Annotated in this window: 21 protein-coding genes and 1 tRNA gene; 19 read left to right on the forward strand and 3 right to left on the reverse strand. The window is 60.8% G+C overall.

Annotated elements, in window-relative coordinates:
• The first annotated feature begins 40 nt into the window (after nt 1-40).
• The 12 genes from AB1462_RS03975 (at nt 41) to AB1462_RS04030 (ending at nt 14,386) form a co-directional block, all read left to right on the forward strand.
• A complete protein-coding gene (locus AB1462_RS03975) occupies nt 41-901 on the forward strand; it encodes an NAD(P)H-hydrate dehydratase (protein WP_367246215.1) in 861 nt (286 codons plus the stop codon).
• Nucleotides 889-1,359 carry a tRNA (adenosine(37)-N6)-threonylcarbamoyltransferase complex ATPase subunit type 1 TsaE gene (tsaE, locus tag AB1462_RS03980; RefSeq protein WP_090400868.1) on the forward strand — a complete coding sequence of 157 codons (471 nt, stop codon included), beginning with the start codon at nt 889-891 and terminating at the stop codon, nt 1,357-1,359. The genes AB1462_RS03975 and tsaE overlap by 13 nt, the downstream gene beginning before the upstream one ends.
• Before the next feature lie 15 nt (nt 1,360-1,374).
• Nucleotides 1,375-2,796: an N-acetylmuramoyl-L-alanine amidase gene (locus tag AB1462_RS03985; RefSeq protein ID WP_090400867.1), complete on the forward strand. Its 1,422-nt coding sequence runs from the start codon at nt 1,375-1,377 to the stop codon at nt 2,794-2,796.
• Between the two features lie 14 nt (nt 2,797-2,810).
• Complete coding sequence (mutL, locus tag AB1462_RS03990) at nt 2,811-4,709, forward strand: DNA mismatch repair endonuclease MutL (protein ID WP_259193496.1); 1,899 nt, start codon at nt 2,811-2,813, stop codon at nt 4,707-4,709.
• Nucleotides 4,709-5,680, forward strand: a complete 972-nt coding sequence (miaA, locus tag AB1462_RS03995; protein ID WP_259193359.1) for a tRNA (adenosine(37)-N6)-dimethylallyltransferase MiaA — start codon at nt 4,709-4,711, stop codon at nt 5,678-5,680. The genes mutL and miaA overlap by 1 nt, the downstream gene beginning before the upstream one ends.
• A gap of 94 nt (nt 5,681-5,774) precedes the next feature.
• Nucleotides 5,775-6,035 (forward strand): RNA chaperone Hfq, encoded by a 261-nt coding sequence (gene hfq, locus AB1462_RS04000; protein ID WP_003171355.1) that lies wholly within the window; start codon nt 5,775-5,777, stop codon nt 6,033-6,035.
• A gap of 12 nt (nt 6,036-6,047) precedes the next feature.
• Nucleotides 6,048-7,349, forward strand: a complete 1,302-nt coding sequence (hflX, locus tag AB1462_RS04005) for a ribosome rescue GTPase HflX (protein WP_027604899.1) — start codon at nt 6,048-6,050, stop codon at nt 7,347-7,349.
• Between the two features lie 96 nt (nt 7,350-7,445).
• Nucleotides 7,446-8,621, forward strand: a complete 1,176-nt coding sequence (gene hflK / locus AB1462_RS04010; protein WP_065925625.1) for an FtsH protease activity modulator HflK — start codon at nt 7,446-7,448, stop codon at nt 8,619-8,621.
• A complete protein-coding gene (gene hflC / locus AB1462_RS04015; protein WP_010213607.1) occupies nt 8,621-9,487 on the forward strand; it encodes a protease modulator HflC in 867 nt (288 codons plus the stop codon). Before hflK ends, hflC begins: the two co-directional genes overlap by 1 nt.
• 293 nt (nt 9,488-9,780) lie before the next feature.
• On the forward strand, nt 9,781-10,968 hold the full coding sequence (locus AB1462_RS04020) for an ATP phosphoribosyltransferase regulatory subunit (protein WP_367246216.1): 1,188 nt from the start codon (nt 9,781-9,783) through the stop codon (nt 10,966-10,968).
• 54 nt (nt 10,969-11,022) lie between these two features.
• Nucleotides 11,023-12,312, forward strand: a complete 1,290-nt coding sequence (locus AB1462_RS04025) for an adenylosuccinate synthase (RefSeq protein ID WP_027604896.1) — start codon at nt 11,023-11,025, stop codon at nt 12,310-12,312.
• A gap of 139 nt (nt 12,313-12,451) precedes the next feature.
• Nucleotides 12,452-14,386 (forward strand): methyl-accepting chemotaxis protein, encoded by a 1,935-nt coding sequence (locus AB1462_RS04030; protein WP_090400862.1) that lies wholly within the window; start codon nt 12,452-12,454, stop codon nt 14,384-14,386.
• Nucleotides 14,387-14,479: 93 nt separating this feature from the next.
• Here AB1462_RS04030 and AB1462_RS04035 read toward each other — a convergent pair whose 3' ends face one another.
• The 3 genes from AB1462_RS04035 to AB1462_RS04045 form a co-directional block, all read right to left on the reverse strand.
• Nucleotides 14,480-16,045, reverse strand: coding sequence for an iron ABC transporter permease (locus AB1462_RS04035; protein ID WP_259193356.1), 1,566 nt, complete (start codon nt 16,043-16,045; stop codon nt 14,480-14,482).
• Nucleotides 16,045-17,070, reverse strand: coding sequence for an iron ABC transporter substrate-binding protein (locus AB1462_RS04040; protein ID WP_259193355.1), 1,026 nt, complete (start codon nt 17,068-17,070; stop codon nt 16,045-16,047). The genes AB1462_RS04035 and AB1462_RS04040 overlap by 1 nt, the downstream gene beginning before the upstream one ends.
• A 145-nt stretch (nt 17,071-17,215) precedes the next feature.
• A tRNA-Leu gene (locus tag AB1462_RS04045) sits at nt 17,216-17,302 on the reverse strand.
• A 224-nt stretch (nt 17,303-17,526) separates the two neighbouring features.
• Here AB1462_RS04045 and rnr point away from each other — a divergent pair.
• The 7 genes from rnr (at nt 17,527) to dnaB (ending at nt 24,704) form a co-directional block, all read left to right on the forward strand.
• Nucleotides 17,527-20,160, forward strand: coding sequence for a ribonuclease R (gene rnr / locus AB1462_RS04050; protein WP_367246218.1), 2,634 nt, complete (start codon nt 17,527-17,529; stop codon nt 20,158-20,160).
• Nucleotides 20,157-20,921: a 23S rRNA (guanosine(2251)-2'-O)-methyltransferase RlmB gene (gene rlmB, locus AB1462_RS04055; RefSeq protein WP_090400858.1), complete on the forward strand. Its 765-nt coding sequence runs from the start codon at nt 20,157-20,159 to the stop codon at nt 20,919-20,921. Before rnr ends, rlmB begins: the two co-directional genes overlap by 4 nt.
• Nucleotides 20,922-21,121: 200 nt before the next feature.
• A complete protein-coding gene (gene rpsF, locus AB1462_RS04060) occupies nt 21,122-21,544 on the forward strand; it encodes a 30S ribosomal protein S6 (RefSeq protein ID WP_003171371.1) in 423 nt (140 codons plus the stop codon).
• Nucleotides 21,545-21,573: 29 nt separating this feature from the next.
• Nucleotides 21,574-21,804 carry a 30S ribosomal protein S18 gene (rpsR, locus tag AB1462_RS04065; RefSeq protein ID WP_003171373.1) on the forward strand — a complete coding sequence of 77 codons (231 nt, stop codon included), beginning with the start codon at nt 21,574-21,576 and terminating at the stop codon, nt 21,802-21,804.
• Nucleotides 21,805-21,840: 36 nt separating this feature from the next.
• Nucleotides 21,841-22,731 carry a hypothetical protein gene (locus AB1462_RS04070; RefSeq protein ID WP_090400857.1) on the forward strand — a complete coding sequence of 297 codons (891 nt, stop codon included), beginning with the start codon at nt 21,841-21,843 and terminating at the stop codon, nt 22,729-22,731.
• A gap of 18 nt (nt 22,732-22,749) precedes the next feature.
• Nucleotides 22,750-23,196 carry a 50S ribosomal protein L9 gene (gene rplI, locus AB1462_RS04075; RefSeq protein ID WP_003171376.1) on the forward strand — a complete coding sequence of 149 codons (447 nt, stop codon included), beginning with the start codon at nt 22,750-22,752 and terminating at the stop codon, nt 23,194-23,196.
• Between the two features lie 110 nt (nt 23,197-23,306).
• Nucleotides 23,307-24,704 carry a replicative DNA helicase gene (gene dnaB / locus AB1462_RS04080; RefSeq protein ID WP_017526410.1) on the forward strand — a complete coding sequence of 466 codons (1,398 nt, stop codon included), beginning with the start codon at nt 23,307-23,309 and terminating at the stop codon, nt 24,702-24,704.
• Nucleotides 24,705-24,707: the final 3 nt, after the last annotated feature.

The following is a 24,707-nucleotide window of genomic DNA, read 5'->3' on the forward strand; positions in this document are numbered from 1 at the left end:
GATGGGTATAATTCTGCCAGACATCGGAGCTTGAAGACGCATGCCGCAGACAAAACACGAAATAACCGACGTTCAGTCATTGTTGCCCGGCCATTTGCCGCAACTGGCTGCGCGTGCCCCGGACGCCCATAAGGGCCAGTTCGGCCACCTGCTGATGATCGGCGGCGACCGGGGCTTTGGCGGCGCCGCGCTGCTCTGTGCCGAAAGCGCCTTGCGCAGTGGCGCGGGCCTGGTGTCCCTGGTCACTCGCCTTGAGCATGTGCCGGCTGCGCTGGCCCGCTTGCCGGAAGTCATGACCGTCGGCCTGAGTTCGGCCAACCAGTTGATGGGCTTGCTGGAAAAAATCTCGGTGATTGTGATTGGCCCCGGCCTGGGCGGAGCCTCCTGGGGTAAAAGCCTGTTGTCTGTCGCGGCCAATGCCCGGCTGCCGCAAGTCTGGGACGCCGACGCGCTCAATCAACTGGCAACTGGCAGCGTGAGCCTGCCGGCCCAGTGCGTGATCACCCCGCATCCGGGGGAGGCCGCGCGCTTGTTGGGGATTTCGACAGCCGAGGTTCAGGCCGACCGTCTTAAGGTGGCGCGCGCGTTGAGCCAGAAATTTAATGCAGTGGCTATCCTCAAGGGTGCTGGCAGTTTGATTGCCAGTCCCGACGGGCGCGTTTCGCGCTGCGATCAAGGCCATCCGGCGATGGCGACGGCAGGCCTCGGTGACGTTTTGGCTGGCCTGGTGGGCGCGCTGCTGGCCCAGGGCATGCCGGCTTATGAAGCAAGCTGCCTGGGTGTCTGGTTGCACGCCACCGCAGGGGATCGCCAGGGCCGCTTTGGTCGCGGATTGGCCGCCAGCGACCTGATACCCGCCATTCGTCAATTGCTGGAGGAACAGTCGCCGTGTCTGAAGTAATCCTTTTCCTGGCCGATGAAGAGGCCATGGTGGCGTTAGGTCAGCGTATTGCCCAGGTCACGGCCGGGTCAGGCCTGATCTTTCTTGAAGGCGACCTGGGGGCGGGCAAGACCACGCTGTCCCGGGGCATCATTCGGGGATTGGGCCATACGGGGGCGGTAAAGAGTCCCACGTTCACTCTGGTTGAGCCCTACGAGATCGGCGCAGTGCGGGCTTTCCACTTCGACCTCTACCGCCTGGTGGACCCCGAAGAGCTCGAGTTCATGGGCATCCGTGATTACTTCGATGAAGAGGCGTTGTGTCTTATTGAGTGGCCAGATAAAGGCACAGGCTTTTTGCCAAAGCCGGACCTGACCATTACCATTACGCCGCATGATCACGGACGTCAGCTGAAGTTGTTGCCCCAGGGCGCGCGCGGTGAGTCGTGGTGTGCCGCTCTGGCTTTGGAATTCAAATAATTGGTGGGGTTAGGTATGCGCTTTCGCGCGTTGGTTGCTGTCGTAGGGGTGTTGCTTGCGGCAATGACTGTCAATGCTCTGGCTGCTTCACAGGTGAAGAGTGTTCGCCTGTGGCGAGCGCCGGATAACACGCGACTGGTGTTCGACCTGTCTGGCCCGGTCCAGCACAGTGTCTTTACCCTCACGGCGCCTGATCGCCTGGTGATCGACATTAATGGTGCGACCCTGGCCGCGCCGTTGAAAGTGTCCACCGCCAACACGCCGATCACCGCCATGCGCTCGGCGCAGCGCACGCCGACCGACCTTCGCGTGGTGATCGACTTGAAAAAAGTCGTGACGCCGAAAAGCTTCTCCCTGGCGCCCAATGCCCAATACGGCAACCGGCTGGTGGTCGATCTGTTCGACAACGCCGCCGATGCCGCGCCGCCACCGGCGCCAACCCCTGCCGTGGCGACAGTGCCGGCCGTGCCGGTCAACCCGTCGCAACCCCAGGTCAAGTTGCCACCGCCGCCGCCAGCTCCCGCCGGCAAGCGCGATATTATCGTGGTGATCGACGCCGGCCACGGCGGTGAAGACCCGGGCGCGTCCGGTTCGCGCGGCCAGCATGAGAAAGACGTGGTGCTCGCCATCGCCCGTGAGCTGCAACGCCAGGTCAACGGCATGAAAGGCTACCGCGCCGAACTGACCCGTACCGGCGACTACTTCATTCCGTTGCGCGGCCGTACCGAAATCGCGCGCAAGAAGGGCGCCGACCTGTTCGTCTCGATCCATGCCGACGCCGCACCTTCGGCCGCCGCCTTCGGGGCTTCGGTGTTTGCCTTGTCGGATCGCGGCGCCACATCCGAGACCGCCCGCTGGCTGGCCGACAGTGAAAACCGTTCCGACTTGATCGGCGGGGCCGGCAACGTGTCCCTCGATGACAAGGACAAGATGCTCGCCGGTGTACTGCTTGACCTGTCGATGACGGCCTCGCTGACCTCCAGCTTGAACGTCGGCCAGAAGGTGCTGAGCAACATCGGCCGGGTGACCTCGCTGCACAAACAGCGTGTGGAGCAAGCCGGGTTCATGGTGTTGAAGTCGCCGGACATCCCATCGATCCTGGTGGAAACCGGGTTTATCTCCAACTCGAACGAGGCGTCGAAGCTGGCCAGTGCCAGCCATCAGCAGGCATTGGCGCGCTCCATCAGCGCCGGTGTGCGCCAGTTCTTCCAACAGAACCCGCCGCCGGGCACTTATATCGCCTGGCTGCGTGACTCCGGGAAAATCGCCCAGGGCCCGCGTGATCATCGCGTGCAGCCGGGTGATACCCTGGCCATGCTGGCGGTGCGATTCCAGGTTTCGGCCGCGACCTTGCGCAGCGCCAACAACCTGAAGACCGACGAGTTGAAGGTCGGCCAGGTGTTGACCATCCCTGGCACTGAATTGGCGGCACAGTAATGAGCGAATCAGTCTTGAACAGCGGGTCGCGCATTGAATTGCTCAGCCCGCGCCTCGCCAACCAGATTGCGGCGGGCGAGGTCGTTGAGCGGCCGGCATCGGTGATCAAGGAGTTGCTGGAGAACAGCATCGACTCCGGTGCCAGGCGCATCGATGTCGATGTGGAACAGGGCGGCGTCAAGCTGCTGCGCGTACGTGACGATGGCAGCGGGATCTCCTCCGATGACCTGCCGCTGGCCCTGGCCCGTCACGCCACCAGCAAGATCCGCGACCTGGAAGACCTTGAACGCGTGATGAGCCTGGGCTTTCGCGGTGAGGCATTGGCCTCCATCAGCTCCGTGGCGCGCCTGACCCTGACGTCGCGCACCCGTGATGCCGAGCAGGCCTGGCAGGTGGAAACCGAAGGCCGCGACATGGCGCCTCGGGTCCAACCGGCCGCACACCCGGTGGGCACCTCGGTGGAAGTGCGCGACCTGTTCTTCAACACCCCGGCGCGACGCAAATTCCTCAAGGCCGAAAAAACCGAATTCGATCACCTGCAAGAAGTCATCAAGCGCCTGGCCCTGGCGCGTTTCGATGTGGCGTTTCACCTGCGCCACAACGGCAAGACCATCCTCAGCCTGCACGAAGCCCATGACGATGCGGCGCGCGCTCGCCGGGTATCGGCTATCTGCGGCGCGGGTTTCCTGGAGCAGGCGCTGCCGATTGAAATCGAGCGCAATGGCCTGCGCCTGTGGGGATGGGTGGGCTTGCCGACCTTCTCCCGCAGCCAGGCGGACTTGCAGTATTTCTTTGTGAATGGCCGGGCGGTACGCGACAAGCTAGTGGCCCACGCGGTGCGCCAGGCCTATCGCGATGTGCTGTTCAACGGGCGGCATCCGACTTTTGTGCTGTTTTTTGAGGTCGATCCTTCGGTGGTCGACGTCAACGTGCACCCGACCAAGCACGAAGTGCGCTTCCGCGATGGGCGCATGGTGCATGACTTCCTCTATGGCACCTTGCACCGTGCCCTGGGCGATGTGCGCCCGGATGACCAGTTGTCCGCGCCCATCGTGACGGCGGTGGTTCGCCCGAGCGGCCCCGAAGCGGGGGAGTTTGGCCCTCAAGGTGAAATGAGCCTGGCGGCAAACCTGCTGCAATCGCCGCAACCCCAGCCGAGCTACACGGCGCCGGGCTCCGGCTCGGGTGCGGGTTATCAGTACCAATACACCCCGCGTCCGCAATCGGCTGTACCGGTGGCCGAGGCGCAGGCCGCCTATCGTGAATTCTTTGCGCCGTTGCCAGGTGCAGAGCCGGGCGCGGTGGCCTTGCCGGAAGGTGGCGGTGATATCCCACCGCTGGGCTACGCGTTGGCGCAGCTCAAGGGGATCTACATCCTCGCGGAAAATGCCCATGGCCTGGTGCTGGTGGACATGCACGCCGCTCACGAGCGGATCATGTACGAGCGCCTGAAGATCGCCATGGCCAGCGAAGGCCTGAGTGGCCAGCCGTTGCTGGTACCCGAATCCCTTGCTGTCAGCCAGCGTGAGGCCGATTGCGCCGAAGAGCACCACGGCGTGTTCCAGAAGCTGGGCTTTGAATTGCAGCGCCTGGGCCCGGAAACGCTGGCGATCCGCCAGATTCCCGCACTGCTGAAGCAGGCCGAAGCCAACCGGCTGGTGGCCGACGTGCTGGCCGACCTCATGGAGTACGGCACCAGCGACCGCATCCAGGCGCACATCAACGAACTGCTCGGCACCATGGCCTGCCACGGCGCCATCCGTGCCAATCGCCGCCTGGCCTTGCCGGAAATGAACGGCTTGCTGCGCGACATGGAAAACACCGAACGTAGCGGCCAATGCAACCATGGCCGACCGACCTGGACCCAGATGGGCCTGGACGATCTGGACAAACTGTTCTTGCGCGGCCGTTGATGAGTGCCTTGCCCCCCGCGATCTTCCTGATGGGCCCCACGGCCGCTGGCAAGACCGACCTGGCCATCGAGCTGACCAAGGTGCTGCCGTGCGAGCTGATCAGTGTCGACTCTGCCCTGGTTTACCGGGACATGGACATCGGCACCGCCAAGCCCTCAAAAGAGCTGTTGGCGCAGTATCCACACCGTTTGATCGATATCATCGACCCGGCCGAGAGCTATTCCGCGGCGGATTTCCGCACCGACGCCCTGGCCGCCATGGCCGAGATCACCGCGCGGGGTAACATCCCGTTGCTGGTAGGCGGCACGATGCTCTACTACAAGGCTTTGCAGGAAGGGCTGGCCGACATGCCGCCCGCCGATGCCCAAGTGCGTGCCGAACTCGAAGAAGAGGCTGCACGCCTTGGCTGGCAGGCCCTGCACGATCAACTGGCAGCGGTCGATCCGGTGTCCGCAGCGCGCATTCACCCAAATGACCCTCAGCGCCTCAGTCGTGCCTTGGAAGTCTGGCGTGTGAGCGGTCAGACCATGACTGAACTGCGGCTGAAACAAACTGCGCAAAGTGCTGACGCAGGCGCATCTGGGCAGCCACAATTGCCCTATACTGTGGCGAATCTGGCCATCGCTCCGGCAAATCGCCAGGTGCTGCATGAACGAATTGCACAAAGATTCACAATTATGTTGGAACAGGGGTTTGTGGACGAGGTCGTAGCACTGCGTTCAAGAGGTGACCTGCATCCAGGGCTACCTTCGATACGTGCTGTAGGCTACCGCCAAGTCTGGGATCATCTGGATGGCAAGCTGACGTCAGCCGAAATGCAGGAGCGCGGCATCATTGCCACGCGCCAATTGGCGAAGCGCCAGTTTACCTGGCTGCGCAGCTGGAGCGATTTGCACTGGTTGGACAGCCTGGACAGCGACAATCTGTCACGCGCCTTGAAATACTTGGGAACGGTCTCCATATTGAGCTGAGTCCTTGCAATTGCCGTCTATCCTTGGGGGTGTGACGGCCATAAGCTATCTATTTTCCGATTTTTTATTATTGATCCTTAAAGGAGTGCGGCACATGTCAAAAGGGCATTCGCTACAAGACCCTTACTTGAATACTTTACGTAAAGAGAAAGTGGGGGTTTCCATCTACCTGGTCAACGGTATCAAGCTGCAAGGCACGATCGAGTCGTTCGACCAGTTCGTGATCCTGCTGAAAAACACCGTCAGCCAGATGGTTTACAAGCACGCTATCTCGACAGTGGTTCCAGTTCGTCCAATCCGTCTGCCTAGTGCAGCAGGTGATGATGCAGCTGACGCTGAGCCAGGTAACGCCTGATAGGAGTCTCCTTTGTTCTTTGAGCGCCACGGTGGTGGTGAGCGAGTAATCCTCGTTCACTTGGATGGACAGGACCCTGAGGCGCGCGAAGATCCGCAGGAGTTTCAGGAGTTGGCAAATTCGGCCGGCGCCGAGACCGTTGCGTTTTTTAACGTGCCGCGTCATCGGCCAACCGCCAAATTCCTGATTGGCAGTGGCAAGGTCGAGGAACTGCGCGATCTGGTCCATGCCGAAGAGGCCGATCTGGTGATCTTCAATCACACCCTCACGCCCAGTCAGGAACGTAACCTCGAACGTGTATTCGAGTGTCGCGTGATCGACCGCACCGGTCTGATTCTCGATATTTTCGCCCAACGCGCCCGTACCCATGAGGGCAAGCTCCAGGTCGAACTGGCCCAGCTTGACCACATGAGCACCCGGCTGGTGCGCGGCTGGACTCACCTTGAGCGTCAGGGTGGCGGTATCGGCATGCGGGGGCCGGGTGAAACCCAGTTGGAAACCGACCGGCGCCTGCTGCGGGTTCGCCTGCGCCAGATCAAGGGCCGCCTGGAGAAGGTGCGTAGCCAGCGCGAGCAATCGCGACGTGGCCGTTCGCGTGCCGATATTCCCACCGTGTCCCTGGTGGGCTATACCAACGCCGGCAAGTCCACGCTGTTCAACAACGTGACGAAATCGGACGTGTACGCGGCTGACCAACTGTTCGCTACCCTCGACCCGACCTTGCGCCGTCTGGATATTGACGACCTGGGGCCGATTGTCCTGGCCGACACCGTGGGTTTCATTCGTCACCTGCCCCACAAGCTGGTCGAGGCGTTTCGGTCTACGCTCGAAGAGTCGAGCAATTCCGACCTGTTGTTGCACGTGATCGATGCGGCCGAACCGGATCGCATGCTGCAGATTGAACAGGTGATGGTCGTGCTGGGTGAGATTGGTGCCCAGGACTTGCCGATCCTCGAGGTCTATAACAAACTCGATTTGCTTGAAGGCGTTGAGCCACAAATCCAGCGCGACGAGAACGGTAAGCCCCAGCGGGTCTGGCTGTCGGCGCGCGATGGCAGTGGTTTGGAGCTGCTTGAACAAGCTATTGCCGAGTTGCTTGGCAGCGATTTGTTCGTCGGCACCTTGCGCTTGCCTCAGCGTTTTGCTCGACTGCGTGCACAGTTTTTCGAGCTGGGCGCGGTACAGAAAGAAGAACACGACGAAGAAGGTGTCAGCTTGCTGGCCGTTCGATTGCCGCGCTCGGAGCTCAATCGGCTGGTCAGCCGTGAAGGCGTAGTTCCGACAGAGTTCATCGAACAACACACTTTGCAATAAAAGCCTCCGAAAGCGGTTGTGCCGCAGTAGCAGGCATTCTGTAGCATTGGTCGGCGCGCCGTGGGTGCGTCTTTGCTTTATCAGATGGAGAGCGCTATGGCTTGGAATGAGCCGGGTGGCAACTCGAATAATCAGGATCCTTGGGGTGGTAAGCGCCGCAATAATGGCGACCGCAAGGGGCCACCAGATCTCGACGAGGCCTTCCGAAAGCTGCAGGAAAGCCTGAATGGGTTGTTCGGTGGTGGAAAAAAACGTGGTGGTGACGAAGGCGGTCGCACAAGCAAGGGCGGTGGCTACGGCCTGCTGGGCCTGGGTCTTGTCGTGCTGGCGGCCGTATGGCTGTACAGCGCCGTATACGTCGTGGACGAGCAGGAGCAAGCCGTGGTACTGCGCTTCGGCAAGTACTACGAGACTGTCGGTCCTGGCCTGAACATCTACTTCCCGCCGATCGACAAGAAGTACATGGAGAACGTCACGCGTGAGCGTGCCTATACCAAGCAGGGCCAGATGCTGACCGAAGACGAGAACATCGTCGAAGTGCCGCTGACCGTGCAGTACAAGATCAGCAACCTGCAGGACTTCGTGCTGAACGTTGATCAGCCGGAAATCAGCCTGCAACACGCAACCGAAAGCGCCCTGCGCCACGTGGTGGGTTCCACCGCCATGGACCAGGTGCTGACCGAAGGTCGTGAGTTGATGGCCAGCGAAATCAAGGAGCGCCTGCAACGGTTCCTCGATACCTATCGCACCGGTATCACCGTCACCCAGGTGAACGTACAGAGCGCAGCGGCACCGCGTGAAGTGCAGGAAGCCTTCGACGACGTGATCCGCGCCCGTGAAGACGAGCAGCGTTCGCGCAACCAGGCTGAGACCTACGCCAACGGCGTCGTGCCGGAAGCCCGTGGTCAGGCCCAGCGTATCCTCGAGGATGCCAACGGTTACCGTGACGAAGTGGTCTCCCGCGCCAAGGGTGAAGCGGATCGCTTTACCAAGCTGGTCGCCGAGTACCGCAAGGCACCTGAAGTGACTCGTGAGCGTCTGTACCTGGACACCATGCAGGAAGTCTTCAGCAACACCAGCAAGGTCCTCGTGACCGGCAGCAAGGGTGGGCAGAACAACCTGCTGTACCTGCCGCTGGACAAGATGATCGAAGGTGGTCGTAGCAGCTCCAGTGCACCGTCCACCGGTTCCAATGCCGCTGCCAACGAAGCGAGCGCCCGTGCGGCCGCTGACTTGTTGCAACAGCAAACACGTACCAGGGAGAGTCGTTGATGAGCAATAAATCGCTGACCGCCCTGATTGTGGGCGTCGTCGTGGTCATCGCTGCCTGGAACTGCTTCTACATCGTGGCTCAGACCGAGCGTGCGGTGCTGCTGCAATTCGGTCGTGTGGTCCAGGCGGATGTCCAGCCGGGCCTGCATGTGAAAGTCCCCTACGTCAACCAGGTGCGCAAGTTCGACGCTCGCCTGATGACCCTGGATGCACCGACACAGCGCTTCCTGACCCTGGAAAAGAAAGCCGTGATGGTTGACGCCTACGCCAAGTGGCGCGTCAAGGATGCCGAGCGCTTCTATACTGCGACCTCCGGCCTCAAGCAGATTGCCGACGAGCGTTTGTCGCGCCGCCTGGAATCGGGCCTGCGTGACCAGTTTGGTAAGCGCACCCTGCACGAGGTGGTGTCCGGTGAACGTGATGCGCTGATGGCGGATATCACTCGTTCGTTGAACACGATGGCGGAAAAAGAACTGGGCATCGAAGTTGTCGATGTTCGGGTCAAGGCCATCGATTTGCCGAAGGAAGTGAACCGCAGCGTGTTCGAGCGTATGAGCACCGAGCGTGAGCGTGAGGCTCGTGAGCATCGCGCCAAGGGTAACGAGCTGGCTGAAGGTATCCGTGCGGATGCCGACCGTCAGCGCCGTGTACTGCTGGCAGAAGCCTATCGCGAGTCTGAAGAGGCCCGTGGTGATGGTGATGCCCAAGCCGCGGCGATCTACGCCAAGGCTTACGGCCAGGACCAGGAGTTCTACGCGTTCTACCGTAGCCTTCGTGCCTACCGTGAAAGCTTCGCGAACAAAACCGACGTCATGGTGCTGGACCCAAGCAGCGACTTCTTCCGCTACCTGGAAAAGTCCAAGTAACCAGCTCGTGATTTTGTAGGACGCACTCCGTCGGGCGGCTAAAACGCCTGGCGGGGTGATCCTTTCAGAAAACGGGTGTATGATGCGGCAGCCGGGAAATTCCCGGCTTTTTTGCGTCTGCATGTTTGATTCGGCAGGCGTGACAGGTTTTTCGAGGAAAGTGCCCGACGAGGCCGTTAACAGGTCGTTCGTCACGTCGCTCTTGCGCGTGGTTTATGCAGGGGGCGGGTATTTTCTGCTTCACTCAAGGCTCGGCCGAGGGCTGGCCGCCCGGATCATAGGGGAATGGCGTAATGGCAACGGTAGACCGCTGGCTGCTGCCAGATGGCATCGAAGAAGTACTGCCACCAGAAGCTGCGCGCATCGAAGTAGCGCGTCGCCAGGTGTTGGATCTGTTCCAGAGCTGGGGTTACGAGTTTGTCGTGACCCCCCATATCGAGTACCTGGAATCCCTGCTGACCGGCGCGGGCCAGGACCTGGATCTGCGCACCTTCAAGGTCATCGACCCGCAATCGGGCCGGCAAATGGGGTTCCGTGCCGACATCACGCCGCAAGTGGCGCGCATCGATGCGCACACCCTGCGCCGCGAAGGCCCGAGCCGCCTGTGCTACGCCGGTAGCGTGCTGCACGCTCAGCCGCGTGCCTTGTCGTCTTCTCGCAGCCCGATTCAGTTGGGCGCGGAGTTGTACGGTGATGCCAGTCCGAGCAGCGACGTTGAAGTGATCAGCTTGATGCTGGCCATGCTGCAACTGGCTGATGTGCCAGATGTCCACATGGACCTCGGTCACGTTGGTATCTACCGTGGCCTGGCCCGTGCGGCCGGTTTGTCCGGTGAAGTCGAGCAGCAGCTATTCGATGCCCTGCAACGTAAGGCGATCGATGAAGTCATCGCCCTGACCGCCAGCGTGCCTGCGGATCTGGCCGACATGCTGCGCTCGCTGGTCAACCTGTGTGGCGGTCGTGAAGTGCTGGTGGCTGCACGTGAACGCCTGGCCAATGCGCCGGCGCCGGTATTGGCTGCACTGGATGACGTGCTGGCGATTGCCGAGCGGTTGTCGGCGCGGTTCCCGCAGTTGCCGCTGTATTTTGATCTGGGCGAGTTGCGCGGCTACCACTACCACACCGGTGTGGTGTTCGCGGTGTTTGTACCGGGTGTTGGCCAGGCCATCGCCCAAGGTGGTCGTTACGACGACATCGGCGCCGACTTCGGTCGTGCGCGTCCGGCCACCGGCTTTTCCACCGATTTGAAAACCCTGGTGACCCTGGGGCGTGCTGAGGTCGAGCTGCCGTCTGGTGGCATCTGGATGCCTGACAGTACGGACGCAGCACTCTGGCATCAGGTTTGCCAGTTGCGCAGTGAGGGTCAGCGTGTTGTCCAGGCGTTGCCTGGGCAGCCATTGGGCGCCGCCCGTGAAGCGGACTGCGACCGGCAATTGATTCTGCAGAACGGGCTTTGGCAAGTATCGCCACTGGCTTCTTGAGTTTTCCTGCCGGCCATCGCCGGCACCAAGTTTGCGCGAATGAGGACAAGTGTTATGGGTAAGAATGTCGTAGTCCTGGGCACCCAATGGGGTGATGAGGGCAAAGGCAAGATCGTTGATCTGCTGACCGAACATGCTGCCGCCGTAGTGCGCTACCAAGGCGGCCACAACGCTGGCCACACCCTGGTCATCGATGGCGAAAAAACCGTCTTGCACCTGATCCCGTCGGGCGTCCTGCGCGAAGGCGTGCAGTGCCTGATCGGCAACGGCGTCGTGGTTGCACCGGATGCCCTGCTGCGCGAGATCACCAAGCTGGAAGAGAAGGGCGTACCGGTGCGCGAGCGCCTGCGTATCAGCCCATCCTGCCCGCTGATCCTGTCCTTCCACGTTGCGCTGGACCAGGCCCGTGAAAAGGCCCGTGGCGAGCTGAAGATCGGTACCACCGGTCGCGGCATCGGCCCGGCCTACGAAGACAAGGTCGCGCGGCGTGGCCTGCGTGTGGGCGACCTGCTCAACATGCCGCGCTTTGAAGACAAGCTGCGTGAGCTGGTGGATTACCACAACTTCATGCTGGTGGGTTACTACAAAGAGCCAGCCATCGAATTCGACAAGACCCTGGCCGAGTGCAAGGAATACGCTGAGCTGCTCAAGCCGCTGATGCTGGACGTGACTGCCGAGCTGCACGACCTGCGTCGCGCTGGCAAGGACATCATGTTCGAAGGCGCCCAGGGTTCGTTGCTGGACATCGACCACGGTACCTACCCGTACGTGACCAGCTCCAACACCACCGCTGGCGGCGTTGCTACCGGTTCGGGTGTTGGCCCTATGTTCCTGGACTACATTCTCGGCATCACCAAGGCCTACACCACCCGTGTAGGTTCGGGCCCATTCCCGACTGAGCTGTTCGATGAAGTCGGTGCGCACCTGGCCAAGCAAGGTCACGAATTCGGCGCGACCACCGGCCGTGCTCGCCGTTGTGGCTGGTTCGACGCCGTTATCCTGCGTCGCGCTATCGATGTGAACAGCATCTCGGGCATCTGCTTCACCAAGCTGGACGTGCTTGACGGCCTGGAAACCATCAACATCTGCGTCGGCTACAAAGATGCCGAAGGCAAGGACGTTGCCCCGGTTGATGCCGACAGCTACGTGGGCCTGCAGCCTGTGTACGAGGAAGTGCCTGGCTGGAGCGAATCGACCGTGGGCGCCAAGACCCTGGAAGAGCTGCCTGCTAATGCCCGCGCCTACATCAAGCGTGTAGAAGAGCTGATCGGCGCGCCGATTGACATTATTTCGACGGGCCCGGACCGCAACGAGACCATCGTTCTGCGTCACCCGTTCGCTTAATAAGCTGTTGATGTAAAAAGCAAAGGGCTCCTTCGGGAGCCCTTTGTCGTATCTGCATGCCAAGCGGCACGACCCTTGCTATGTTTCTCTCTTTCGCGGTGCTATCAAATTAATGGCACCCGTGGTGGAGGGATTCCCGATGTCTGCCGTTCTCTCATTGTTACAAAGCCGTCTGTTGCGGCCGGTGTTCGTTACCCTCGGTATCGCTCTTTTGGTGCAAGTGCTGGTGGCGGTCGCTCTCACTCGGAGCACCGTTACGGCGCTGGAGGCCGATTTAGGCAGTCGCCTGGGCATCGACAGCCAGAAGCTGTCCGGTGAATTGGCTCAGGCCGGCAAAGAGGTCACCTCGAGTCTGGACAGCTTGTCCAGCAGCACACGTCAGCGTCTGACCGCTGGGCTTTCCGAGCGCCTGCAGGCAGAGCAGAAGCAATTGCGTGCGACCCTGGAAAAAGATCTGCAAGACTCCGCCAATGATATGGCGCAGCTACTGGCTTCGGTGGCGCCCCGTGCCATGTGGGACAGCGATGTGCCGACGCTGTCCGAGTTTGCCCGGCGCGCTCAGCGCAATCCCAACGTGCTGTTTGTGGTCTATGACGATGCCGCGGGTGAGCACCTGACTCGTTACCTGAATCGCGAGAATCCGATCAACAAAGCGTTGCTGGAAAAAGGCCAGGGCGATCGCGCCTTGGACAAAGTCCTGAACGCTGCGAAGAACGATCCTTCAGTGTTCTACGTCGAGGCTTCCATCAGCCCTAACGGCGTGGAGATTGGCAAGGTGCTCATGGGGGTGTCGACCGCGTCGGTCGAGGCCGACCTGCAAGCGCTGGACAAACGTTTTGCCGCACTGATTGCCAGTGGTGATCAGTTGGTCGGGGACAGCCTCAAAGGTGCCGCGGCGGATAGCGCGGCGGCCATGGGCGCTCGCCTGCAGTCGGCGCAAGCCACTGCGACCCAGATGACCGTCAATACCACCAGCGCCGTGCAGGAGGCTGCCGGCACCTTGCGTTGGCGCATCGGCATGGGGCTGGCGGTGGTGGGTTTCGGCGTGTTGCTGCTGATCGCCGTGGTCCTCGGTCGCCGCGTGGTCAACCGCCTGAAGCTGCTCATCGCGGCCATGGATGACCTGGCGGCAGGCGAGGGCGACCTCACCAAGCGCGTTCAAATCAACAGCAAGGACGAAATCGGCGACATGGCCTCGGCGGTCAATCGCTTTGTGGATAAGTTGCAACCCATCGTGCGCGAGGCGGGCGATGTGGCGCAGCGTACCGGCGTGGAAATCGGTGCTATGACCTTGCGCAATGCCGGCGCCGATGCGGCAGCCGGCTTGCAGCGTGATGAGGTGGCGGAGAGTTTGCGCGCACTCTCGCAAATGGCCGACGAGGCCCAGGCCGAAAGCCACGCCATGCAGGCAGCGTTGCAGCAAGTAGTGGATATTCGCCAGGCCACGGATGAGAACTCGCGCACTTCGGCTGAGGTCGGCAGTTTGATCGAGGCGCTGGCGGGGCAGGTGCAGGCCGGTTCCCAGGTCATCGAGCGTCTGGCCCAGCAAAGCGAGCAGATCGAGGTGGTGCTGACGGTCATCCACGGCATCGCCGAGCAGACCAACCTGTTGGCGCTCAACGCAGCCATTGAAGCGGCACGTGCTGGCGAGACCGGGCGTGGCTTTGCGGTGGTGGCGGACGAAGTGCGTGCGTTGGCCAGCAAGACCCAAAGCTCTACGGGCGATATTCAGGCGCATATCGTCGCATTGCAGCAGGGCGCGCGCGAAGCGGTGGAAACCATCGGCAAGGCCGGGCGTCAGGCTAACGAAGGCTTGCTGGTGCTGCGCGACAGCGTGCGCTTGCAGCAGACGGTGCAGGCCTCAGTGGAGCAGGTGCATGCGGCGATTGGCCTGGCTACCCGCGCAGCCGAGCACCAAGCCCAGGGCGCCCATGCGGTACGAGGCCGGGTCGAGGTGATCCATGCCCAGGCCGAACGTGCGGCGCAGGCGGTGGTGGAGACTACCGCCAGTGGCAAGGTGCTGGACGGGTTGGCGGCGCAGTTGAAGGCGAGTCTGGGGCAGTTCCGGGCTTAGCGTCGCCTGGACCGACGCTATTGGGAGCAAGCGCCCTCCCTCGGGATGAAATGCATTCAAAATGTCGGAGGGGGCTTGCCCACGATGGCGATCTCAGCGGCTCAAGTACATCCGAGTTGTTAACAGATAGACCGGCAGCCCCGACACCAATATCAACAACGCCGCATAAGGCGCCGCCGCCGCAAATTCCACATTCGAGGTATGTGCCCACACGGCAGTCGCCAAGGTATTCAGCCCGGTTGGGCTAAGCAGCAACGTCGCCGTCAACTCCTTCATCGCATCCAGAAACACCAGCGCAAATGCCGCCCCCAGTGCCGGAAAAATAATCGGCAGCGTCACCCGGCAAAACGCACTGAACGACGACGCCCCCAGCGTGCGCGCAGCCTCTTCCAGCTGCGGTGCCGCCTTGTTCAAGGCCGTGCGGATCGGCGCCTGGGCCAATGGCAGAAACAACAATGCATAGGCGATCAGCAAAAGCGCCGAGGTCTGATACAGCGCCGGCACGTAATGCAGGGCGAAATACACCAGCGTCAACGCAATCACCAGGCCGGGCAGGGCGTGCAGCAGATACGGCAGGCGCTCGGCCCAGATCGCCAGTTGGCCCTTGTAGCGCACCACCAGCAGTCCCACCGGTACCGCCAGCACCAGACACAGTGCGGCGCCACCCAGTGACAGTGCCAGGGAGGACAACAACGCCTCACCAATCTCGGCCGCCGGAAACGCCGCCGAGGAGCCTACCGCCAACCAATAGCCGAGCATGCCCAGCGGAATGCCGCTGCCGATGATCGCCAGCGCCAGGCAATACACCTGGCCCAGTGGCGCCCACTGGCCCAGTCGCACCTGCGCCGCATGCCGCGCCGCGCCCTGCCCGATGCGCACGTGCCGGCTCTTGCCGCGCACGCGCAGTTCCAGCCACAGCAGGGTCAGGCACATCACCAGCAACACTGCCGAAAGCATCGCGGCGTTGGCATTGCTGAATTCCAGTTCGAATTGCTGGTAGATCGCGGTGGTAAAGGTTTGCAGGCCGATGATCGACAGCGCGCCGAACTCCACCAACATATGCAGGGCAATCAGCAGTGCGCCGGCCAACAGTGATGGCCACAGCAACGGTAATGTGATGCGAAAGAATACGCCCCAGCGATTCAGTCCCAGGGTGCGGGCCGACTCTTCCAGGGAGGGGTCAAGATTGCGCAGCGTCGCCGCCACCGGCAAAAACACCAGTGGGTATTTGGACAGGGTCATCACCAGGATCGCTCCGCCGAGCCCTTCGAAGTTGGCGCTCAGCGATACCCAGGTGAAGCTGCTGACAAACGCCGGTACCGCGAACGGCAGGCACAGGACTACGCCCCAGATGCGGCGCCCTGGCAGATTGCTGCGTTCCAGCAGCCAGGCCAGGGACAGGCCGATCACGCCGCACGCCACCGTCACGCCGACCATCAGCGCCAAGGTGTTGCGCAGCAACCCGAACACATAAGGCCGCCAGAGCAGATGCACCGCTTGCGCCCAGCCCGCCTGCCAGGCCTTCAGCCCGACGTACACCAGCGGCAGCAGGCTCAGGCCAACCAGTAACAGGACAGGGAGCAGTAGCCAGATCGAAGGGCGCTTGCGGCGTGGGCTGAAACCCCCGCGCAGGGCGGGGGTGGGGCGCGATGGGTTCATCAGTTCAAGCCAACCTCACGTTCCAGGTCCAAGGCTTCTTCCGCGTTGCCCAGGTCGGCGGGGGTGACTTTCGGTGGTTGCAGTTCGTTGAAAGGCTTGAGGCCGCGGTTGGATTGCATGCCTTTGCGCAGCGGGTACTCGGCCGAGGTATTGGTAATCACGCGCTGGCCTTCTTCGCTGGCCATGAACGCCAGCAGTTGCTGGGCTTCTTTTGGATGCTTGCTGGATTTCAACGCGGCCGCCGAAGACACGGTGATCAGGCCGCCGGCATCGCCATCGGTGAAGTAGTGCAATTGGGAATCGAGGTTGGTTTTTTCCTTTTTCAGGGCAAACCAGTAGTAGTTGTTCACCAGTACGGTGGCTACTTCGCCGTTTTCCACAGCCTTCAGGGCGACCATATTGTTGCTGTACACCTTGCCGAAGGCGCGCAGGCCGGTCAGCCATTCTTCGGCGGCTTCGCGGCCATGCAGCTTGATGATCGCCACGGCTTGTTCCTGGAAGGCGCCGCTGGTGGGTACGAAGCCGACCTTGCCTTGCCACTCGGGGCCGGCGAAATCCAGTACCGACTTGGGCAGGTCTTTCTCGGCGATCAATTTCGGGTTGAAGGCCACGACGCGGGTGCGTGCGGTCACGCCCATCCAGTCGCCGTTACGGCCGACGTAATCCTTGGGCAACACGTCGAGCGTGCCGGCATCGATCTTGGCCAGCAGGCCTTGCTCGCCAAGTTTGTTCAGCGGCGGCGATTCTTCGGTGTAGATCACGTCGGCAGGGGAGCGGTCGCCTTCCTCCACGACTTGGCTGGCCAGTTGGTTGCTGCTGCCTTTTCGCACGTTGACGTGAATTCCGGTCTTGGCTTCGAAGGCCTTGGCGAGTTCGTCGCCGACTTCTTTGTGTTGGCCGTTGTACAGGGTCAGGGAGACCTTGTCGGCGGAATGGGCGGCGGGGGAGAGTAGGGTCAGGCCGAGCAGGGTAAGGGTCAGGCCGCGCAGAAGGGATGTCTTGAGACGGGTATCGCGGATCATCATCCGGAGGTTTCCTCGCTTGAGTGCAACAAATCATTGCAAGGATAAACGATAAACCTTCTCAAGTGCGGCGCGGGAAGGAAATTGCAGGCGGAGTTTTTAAACCCCGGAAACGAAAAAACCCGCTTTCGCGGGTTTGATCTGAATTTGGTGCCCAGGAGAAGACTCGAACTTCCACGACCTTGCGATCACCAGCACCTGAAGCTGGCGTGTCTACCAATTTCACCACCTGGGCAGCATCAACAACGTTGCCGTCGTCGATGGCGCGCACTATACGGAGCGGATTTTTAGCTGTAAACCCCCGGTATGAAAAAAACCTGGAAAAATTCGCCAATGGTCGTGCAAGGTGCGTGGCGGGGGCTATAAAGGGCTTTTAAACACTTGTTGCTGCCTGAAATTTCCCGTTTCAATACGCGTATGCCAAACTAACCCGCATATAGACAAGGTGAAAATTCTCTAATGGCCGATTGGCAGTCCCTCGATCCCGAGGCCGCTCGTGAAGCGGAAAAATATGAAAACCCTATTCCTAGCCGCGAACTGATCCTGGCGCATCTCGCCGATCGGGGTTCGCCTGCTAGCCGCGAGCAGCTGGTTGAAGAGTTCGGTCTGACTACCGAAGACCAGCTCGAAGCCCTGCGCCGCCGCCTGCGTGCCATGGAGCGCGATGCTCAACTGATCTACACCCGCCGTGGCACTTATGCGCCAGTGGATAAGCTTGATCTCATTCTCGGCCGCATTGCCGGCCACCGTGATGGTTTCGGCTTCCTGATCCCGGATGACGGCAGTGATGACCTGTTCATGAGCCCGGCGCAAATGCGCTTGGTGTTCGATGGCGACCGTGCCCTGGCGCGCGTTTCCGGCCTGGACCGTCGCGGTCGCCGTGAAGGCGTGATCGTCGAAGTGGTGTCCCGTGCCCACGAGTCCATCGTCGGCCGTTACTTCGAAGAAGGCGGCATCGGCTTTGTTGTGCCGGATAACCCGAAGGTCCAGCAGGAAGTGCTGATTACCCCGGGCCGCAATGGCGCGGCCAAGGTCGGCCAGTTCGTCGAGGTGAAAATCACTCACTGGCCAACTGCGCGCTTCCAGCCCCAGGGCGATATTGTTGAAGTGGTCGGCAACTACATGGCGCCGGGCATGGAAATCGACGTTGCGCTGCGCACCTACGATATTCCTCATGTCTGGCCTGAGGCAGTGCTCAAGGAAGCCGCCAAGCTCAAGCCGGAAGTCGAAGAGAAAGACAAAGAAAAACGCATCGACCTGCGCCATCTGCCGTTCGTCACCATTGACGGTGAAGATGCCCGCGACTTCGACGATGCGGTCTACTGCGAAGCCAAGCCCGGCAAGCTGCGCCTGTTTTCCGGCGGCTGGAAGTTGTTCGTCGCGATTGCCGACGTCTCCAGCTATGTGAAGATCGGTTCGGCCTTGGATAACGAAGCCCAGGTACGCGGCAACTCCGTGTATTTCCCTGAGCGTGTGATCCCGATGCTGCCTGAGCAGCTGTCCAATGGACTGTGCTCCCTGAACCCGAAAGTCGACCGTTTGGCCATGGTATGCGAGATGACTATCTCGAAAACCGGCGAAATGACTGATTACCAGTTCTACGAAGCGGTGATCCACTCCCAGGCGCGCCTGACCTACAACAAGGTCAGTACCATCCTGGAGCAGCCGAAAACCAGCGAAGCCAAGGCGTTGCGTGGTGAGTACGGGCATGTCGTGCCGCATCTCAAGCAACTTTACGCGTTGTACAAGGTGCTGCTGGGCGCACGTCACGTGCGAGGCGCAATCGATTTTGAAACCCAGGAAACCCGGATTGTCTTCGGCTCCGAGCGCAAGATCGCCGCGATCACTCCGACGACCCGTAACGATGCGCACAAGCTGATCGAGGAATGCATGTTGGCGGCCAACGTGGCCACCGCTGAATTCCTGAAAAAGCACGAAATTCCTGCGCTCTACCGCGTGCACGATGGTCCGCCGCCGGAGCGCCTGGAAAAACTGCGTGCGTTCCTCGGCGAGTTGGGCCTGTCCCTGCACAAAGGCAAGGACGGCCCGACACCGAAGGATTACCAGGCACTGCTGGCCAGCATCAAGGACCGTCCGGATTACCACGTGATCCAGACCGTGATGCTGCGCTCCCTGAGCCAGGCGGTGTACAGCGCCGATAACCAGGGCCACTTCGGCCTGAATTACGAGGCGTACACCCACTTCACCTCGCCGATTCGCCGTTACCCGGACTTGCTCACGCACCGCGCAATCCGCAGCGTGATCCATTCCAAGCAGAACACCCCGCACGTCAAGCGCGCCGGTGCCATGACCATTCCGAAGGCACGGATCTATCCGTACGACGAAACGGCCCTGGAACAGTTGGGCGAGCAGTGCTCCATGAGCGAACGCCGTGCCGACGAAGCCACCCGCGACGTCGTCAACTGGCTCAAGTGCGAGTTCATGAAGGACCGTGTGGGCGAGTCGTTCCCTGGCGTGATCACTGCCGTGACCGGCTTTGGCCTGTTCGTCGAGTTGACCGACATTTACGTCGAAGGTCTGGTGCACGTCACCGCCTTGCCGGGTGACTACTACCACTTCGATCCTGTGCACCACCGCCTGGCGGGTGAGCGTACCGGTCGCAGCTTCCGTTTGGGCGATACCGTGGAAGTGCAGGTCATGCGCGTCGATCTCGACGAGCGCAAGATCGACTTCGGTATGCCTGATAAACCTGCCGAACCGGCGGGCCGTAAAAAGCGTGGCAGCGAAACGACTGCGCCTGCAAGCAAAGGCAAAGGCGCTCCCGCGAAAGCGGCAGTTGCAGAGCCCGCTCCAGCCAAGGCCGGGCGTCGTCCTGCTGCCAAGGACAAGGCTCCCGAAGCCTACCGCCCAAGCGACGCGGCGGCGAAAAACGCCGAGCTGCGCAAAAGCCGTGAGTTGAAGCAGCAGTTGCTCAACGAAGCCAAAAGCGGTGGTAAAGCGGCGTCTGGGGGAAAGTCCCACGGGACGGAAACGCCGTCGAGCAAGCCAAGTAAACACCGTAAAGGCCCGCCAAAAGCGGGTTCGGCCCCCGCGAAAAGCGGCGGGTCGCGCAAACCTAAGGCCAAGTCATGAGTCTGGAAAAAATCTACGGCGTACACGCTGTAGAAGCACTGCTGCGTCACCACCCTAAACGCGTCAAGCAAGTGTGGCTGGCCGAAGGCCGCAGCGAGCCACGCGTACAAGCGTTGGTCGAGCTGGCCAACCAAAACAAAGTCGCTATCGGTCAGGCCGAGCGTCGTGAAATGGACGTGTGGGTCGAGGGTGTTCACCAGGGTGTGGTTGCGGACGTGAGTCCGAGTCAGGTCTGGGGTGAAGCGATGCTCGACGAGCTGCTCGACCGTACCGAAGGTGCGCCGCTGTTGCTGGTGCTGGATGGCGTGACCGACCCGCACAACCTCGGCGCATGCCTGCGTTCGGCAGATGCTGCCGGTGCGCTGGCGGTGATTGTGCCTAAAGACAAGTCGGCTACCTTGACGCCGGTTGTGCGTAAAGTCGCCTGTGGCGCGGCGGAAGTGATTCCGCTGGTGGCCGTGACCAACCTGGCGCGCACCCTGGAGAAACTCCAGCAGCGCGGCTTGTGGGTCGTGGGCACGGCTGGCGAAGCCGAGGTCAGTATTTATGACCAGGACCTCACCGGCCCGACCATCCTGATCATGGGGGCCGAAGGCAAGGGCATGCGTCGCCTGACCCGTGAGCATTGTGATTACCTGGTGCACCTGCCGATGGCCGGTAGCGTCAGCAGCCTGAACGTGTCGGTCGCGACCGGCGTGTGCCTGTTTGAGGCCCAGCGTCAGCGTGGGGCTAAAAAGGCAGTCGCTTCGCGCAAGTCTTAAGCTTCAAGCTGCAAGTTAAAAGCACGGTGGTTGACCACTTGTAGCTTGTAGCTTGCAGCTTCCCCCCTGCTCCTCTACTATTGCGCCCCTTGCCTTCCTGGCAGGCACCGATGTGCCTCCCTGCGGCAAGATCCATAAGTGTCATTCACTCCTTGTCTGACCGTTTTTGAGCGGCAGGCTACAACCCGTAAGGAGCATTCATGCGTCATTACGAAATCATCTTTTTGGTCCACCCGGATCAAAGCGAGCAAGTCGGCGGCATGGTTGAGCGTTACACCAAGCTGATCGAAGAAGACGGCGGCAAAATCCACCGTCTGGAAGATTGGGGTCGTCGTCAACTGGCCTACGCAATCAACAATGTTCACAAGGCTCACTACGTGATGCTGAACGTTGAGTGCACTGGCAAGGCCCTGGCCGAGCTGGAAGACAACTTCCGCTACAACGATGCAGTGATCCGTAACCTGGTCATCCGTCGCGAAGAAGCCGTCACTGGCCAATCCGAGATGCTCAAGGCTGAAGAAAACCGCAGTGAGCGCCGTGAGCGTCGCGACCGTCCTGAGCACGAAGGCGCTGATAGCGCTGATAGTGATGACAGCGACAGCAGCGATAACGCTGACGAGTAATCCACGGACCTTATTAAGGAGCCTATCAAATGGCACGTTTCTTCCGTCGTCGTAAGTTTTGCCGCTTCACCGCTGAAGAAGTGAAGGAGATCGACTACAAAGATCTCAACACTCTGAAAGCCTACGTATCCGAGACCGGCAAAATTGTTCCAAGCCGTATCACCGGTACCAAAGCACGTTATCAGCGTCAGCTGGCCACCGCTATCAAGCGCGCCCGCTTCCTGGCCCTGCTGGCCTACACCGACAGCCACGGCCGCTGAGACCGGGCAGTCGACAAGTAGTAAGGGATTGAATGCATGCGCGCCTTAGCTGAGTTCATCATGCGCGGTCGTGTGCAGGCCACTCTGGTAGTGGCTGGATGTGCAGTGTTGCCGTTGTTGTTCTGGTTAGGTGCCGCCGCGGGTTGCCTTGTGCTCCTGCGGCGCGGTTCGGACGCCTTGAGCGTCCTGGGTCTGGGATTCTTGTCAGTGTTGGTGAGCTGGCATTTCCTGCAGGATCCGACAGCGCTTCTGGTGCTGCTCGGGAGTTGCAGCCTGGCGTTGGTTTTGCGCGCTGGGCATTCCTGGAATCGCGTGCTGCTGGTCAGCACGGCCGTGGGATTGTTGTGTGCAGTGAGCCTGGGGACCGTCTTCGGTTCCTTCATCGAATCCTTGGCGCAGACGTTTCAACACGTCTTGCCGCTGGTGATGGGTGAGTCTTACGAGAAGTTCTCGGCAGACCAGAAAGCAGCGCTCGCTTCATTGGCAGTTCCGATGTTGATCATTTCGACAGCGGTTTCGGTGCAGATCTTTAGTGTGTTGTGCCTGATTCTTGGGCGCTATTGGCAGGCGTTGTTGTATAACCCCGGCGGTTTCGGAAGCGAGTTTCGCGCAATCCGGATCCCCAAGCGCGTTGCGCTGTCACTGCTGGCCGTCATGTGTGTTGCTCCGTTTATCGGGTGGCACACCTTGATCTTGTTGCCGTTGTGCGGTGTGCCGCTGTTCTTCGCTGGCTTGTCCCTGATTCACGGGCTGGTCGCGCAGAAAAGACTGGCCAGTTTCTGGCTGGTGGGGATCTACGTTACCGTCCTGCCGCTCATGCACTTGATCGGTCCGTTACTCGTGGTCTTGGCCATTGTCGACAGCCTGATTGATTTTCGCGGACGTTCTGCGCCGAAAGACGCCGATAACGCGAACGGTGAAGGTTAAAAGTTAGAGGATTTTCACATGCAACTGATCCTTCTGGAAAAAGTCGCCAACCTGGGCAACCTGGGCGACAAAGTGAACGTTAAGGCCGGCTACGGTCGTAACTACCTGCTGCCATACGGCAAAGCCACCGCTGCAACCGCTGCCAACCTGGCTGCGTTTGAAGAGCGTCGTGCTGAGCTGGAAAAAGCAGCAGCAGACAAGAAAGCTTCGGCCGAAACTCGCGCTGCCCAACTGGCTGAGCTGGAAGTGACTATCACTGCCACCGCCGGTGACGAAGGCAAGCTGTTCGGTTCGATCGGCACCCACGACATCGCTGATGCACTGACCGCCTCCGGCGTTGAAGTGCAGAAGAGCGAAGTTCGTCTGCCGAACGGCACCATCCGCAACGTAGGCGAATTCGACGTAGCCGTGCACCTGCACGCCGAAGTTGAAGCCACCGTACGCGTTGTCGTGGTAGCAGCTTAAGCAGCACCTAACTGACTGGCACCTCGCGTGTCAGACAGTTAACATCGGGCACGATCCTGTTTACAGGTCGTGCCTTTTGTTTTTCTACAATCCCCTAATTCCAAGTGGCCATGAACGATATTTCAGCTCCTGAGCAATACGATCTGCAAACCGCTGCCCTGAAGGTGCCGCCGCATTCCATCGAGGCCGAACAGGCCGTGCTCGGTGGCCTGATGCTGGACAACAACGCCTGGGAACGCGTGCTGGATCAAGTCTCGGACGGTGATTTCTATCGTCATGACCACCGCCTGATCTTCCGCGCCATCGCCAAGCTGGCCGACCAGAACTCGCCAATCGACGTGGTGACCCTGGCGGAACAGCTGGACAAGGAAGGCCAGACTTCCCAGGTCGGTGGCCTGGGCTACCTGGGTGAACTGGCAAAAAACACGCCGTCTGTCGCCAACATCAAGGCCTATGCCCAGATCGTTCGCGAACGCGCCACCCTGCGCCAGCTGATCGGCATCAGCACCGAAATCGCCGACAGCGCTTTCAACCCCGAAGGCCGCACCGCCGCCGAAATCCTTGACGAAGCCGAGCGCCAGATCTTCCAGATCGCCGAAGCGCGCCCGAAAACAGGCGGCCCGGTCAGCGTCAACGACCTGCTGACCAAGGCCATCGACCGCATCGACACCTTGTTCAACACCGATAACGCCATCACCGGCATTTCCACCGGCTACACCGACCTCGACGAGAAGACCAGCGGCCTGCAGCCGTCCGACCTGATCATCGTCGCCGGCCGTCCATCCATGGGTAAGACCACCTTTGCGATGAACCTGGTGGAAAACGCCGTGTTGCGCAGCGACAAGACTGTGCTGGTGTACTCCCTCGAGATGCCAGGCGAATCGCTGATCATGCGTATGCTGTCGTCCCTGGGCCGTATCGACCAGACCAAGGTCCGTGCCGGCCGCCTGGAAGACGACGACTGGCCGCGCCTCACTTCGGCGGTCAACCTGCTCAATGATCGCAAGCTGTTTATCGATGACACCGCCGGTATCAGCCCGTCCGAGATGCGTGCGCGTACCCGCCGCCTGGTGCGTGAGCATGGTGACATCGCCCTGATCATGATCGACTACCTGCAGTTGATGCAGATCCCAGGCTCCAGCGGCGATAACCGGACCAACGAGATTTCCGAAATCTCCCGGTCCCTCAAAGCCCTGGCCAAGGAATTCAACTGCCCGGTAGTCGCCCTGTCCCAGCTCAACCGTTCCCTGGAACAACGCCCCAACAAGCGCCCGGTGAACTCCGACTTGCGGGAATCCGGAGCGATCGAGCAGGATGCGGACGTGATCATGTTCGTGTACCGCGACGAGGTGTATCACCCCGAGACCGAGCACAAAGGCATTGCCGAAATCATCATCGGCAAGCAGCGTAACGGGCCGATCGGCTTTATTCGACTGGCGTTCATCGGCAAATACACGCGCTTCGAGAACCTTGCGCCGGGCAGCTACAACTTCGACGACGACGAATAGTCG

This window comes from Pseudomonas sp. SB113 (genome assembly GCF_040754745.1).
Lineage (GTDB): Bacteria > Pseudomonadota > Gammaproteobacteria > Pseudomonadales > Pseudomonadaceae > Aquipseudomonas > Aquipseudomonas grimontii.

Bases quoted from the DNA above. Each gene is read 5' to 3' on its own strand.
- AB1462_RS03975 (WP_367246215.1), top strand. From the start codon at position 41: ATGCCGCAGACAAAACACGAAATAACCGACGTTCAGTCATTGTTGCCC.
- AB1462_RS03985 (WP_090400867.1), top strand. From the start codon at position 1,375: ATGCGCTTTCGCGCGTTGGTTGCTGTCGTAGGGGTGTTGCTTGCGGCA.
- miaA (WP_259193359.1), top strand. From the start codon at position 4,709: ATGAGTGCCTTGCCCCCCGCGATCTTCCTGATGGGCCCCACGGCCGCT.
- hfq (WP_003171355.1), top strand. From the start codon at position 5,775: ATGTCAAAAGGGCATTCGCTACAAGACCCTTACTTGAATACTTTACGT.
- hflK (WP_065925625.1), top strand. From the start codon at position 7,446: ATGGCTTGGAATGAGCCGGGTGGCAACTCGAATAATCAGGATCCTTGG.
- hflC (WP_010213607.1), top strand. From the start codon at position 8,621: ATGAGCAATAAATCGCTGACCGCCCTGATTGTGGGCGTCGTCGTGGTC.
- AB1462_RS04020 (WP_367246216.1), top strand. From the start codon at position 9,781: ATGGCAACGGTAGACCGCTGGCTGCTGCCAGATGGCATCGAAGAAGTA.
- AB1462_RS04025 (WP_027604896.1), top strand. From the start codon at position 11,023: ATGGGTAAGAATGTCGTAGTCCTGGGCACCCAATGGGGTGATGAGGGC.
- AB1462_RS04030 (WP_090400862.1), top strand. From the start codon at position 12,452: ATGTCTGCCGTTCTCTCATTGTTACAAAGCCGTCTGTTGCGGCCGGTG.
- AB1462_RS04035 (WP_259193356.1), bottom strand. From the start codon at position 16,045: ATGAACCCATCGCGCCCCACCCCCGCCCTGCGCGGGGGTTTCAGCCCA.
- AB1462_RS04040 (WP_259193355.1), bottom strand. From the start codon at position 17,070: ATGATGATCCGCGATACCCGTCTCAAGACATCCCTTCTGCGCGGCCTG.
- rnr (WP_367246218.1), top strand. From the start codon at position 17,527: ATGGCCGATTGGCAGTCCCTCGATCCCGAGGCCGCTCGTGAAGCGGAA.
- rlmB (WP_090400858.1), top strand. From the start codon at position 20,157: ATGAGTCTGGAAAAAATCTACGGCGTACACGCTGTAGAAGCACTGCTG.
- rpsF (WP_003171371.1), top strand. From the start codon at position 21,122: ATGCGTCATTACGAAATCATCTTTTTGGTCCACCCGGATCAAAGCGAG.
- rpsR (WP_003171373.1), top strand. From the start codon at position 21,574: ATGGCACGTTTCTTCCGTCGTCGTAAGTTTTGCCGCTTCACCGCTGAA.
- AB1462_RS04070 (WP_090400857.1), top strand. From the start codon at position 21,841: ATGCGCGCCTTAGCTGAGTTCATCATGCGCGGTCGTGTGCAGGCCACT.
- rplI (WP_003171376.1), top strand. From the start codon at position 22,750: ATGCAACTGATCCTTCTGGAAAAAGTCGCCAACCTGGGCAACCTGGGC.
- dnaB (WP_017526410.1), top strand. From the start codon at position 23,307: ATGAACGATATTTCAGCTCCTGAGCAATACGATCTGCAAACCGCTGCC.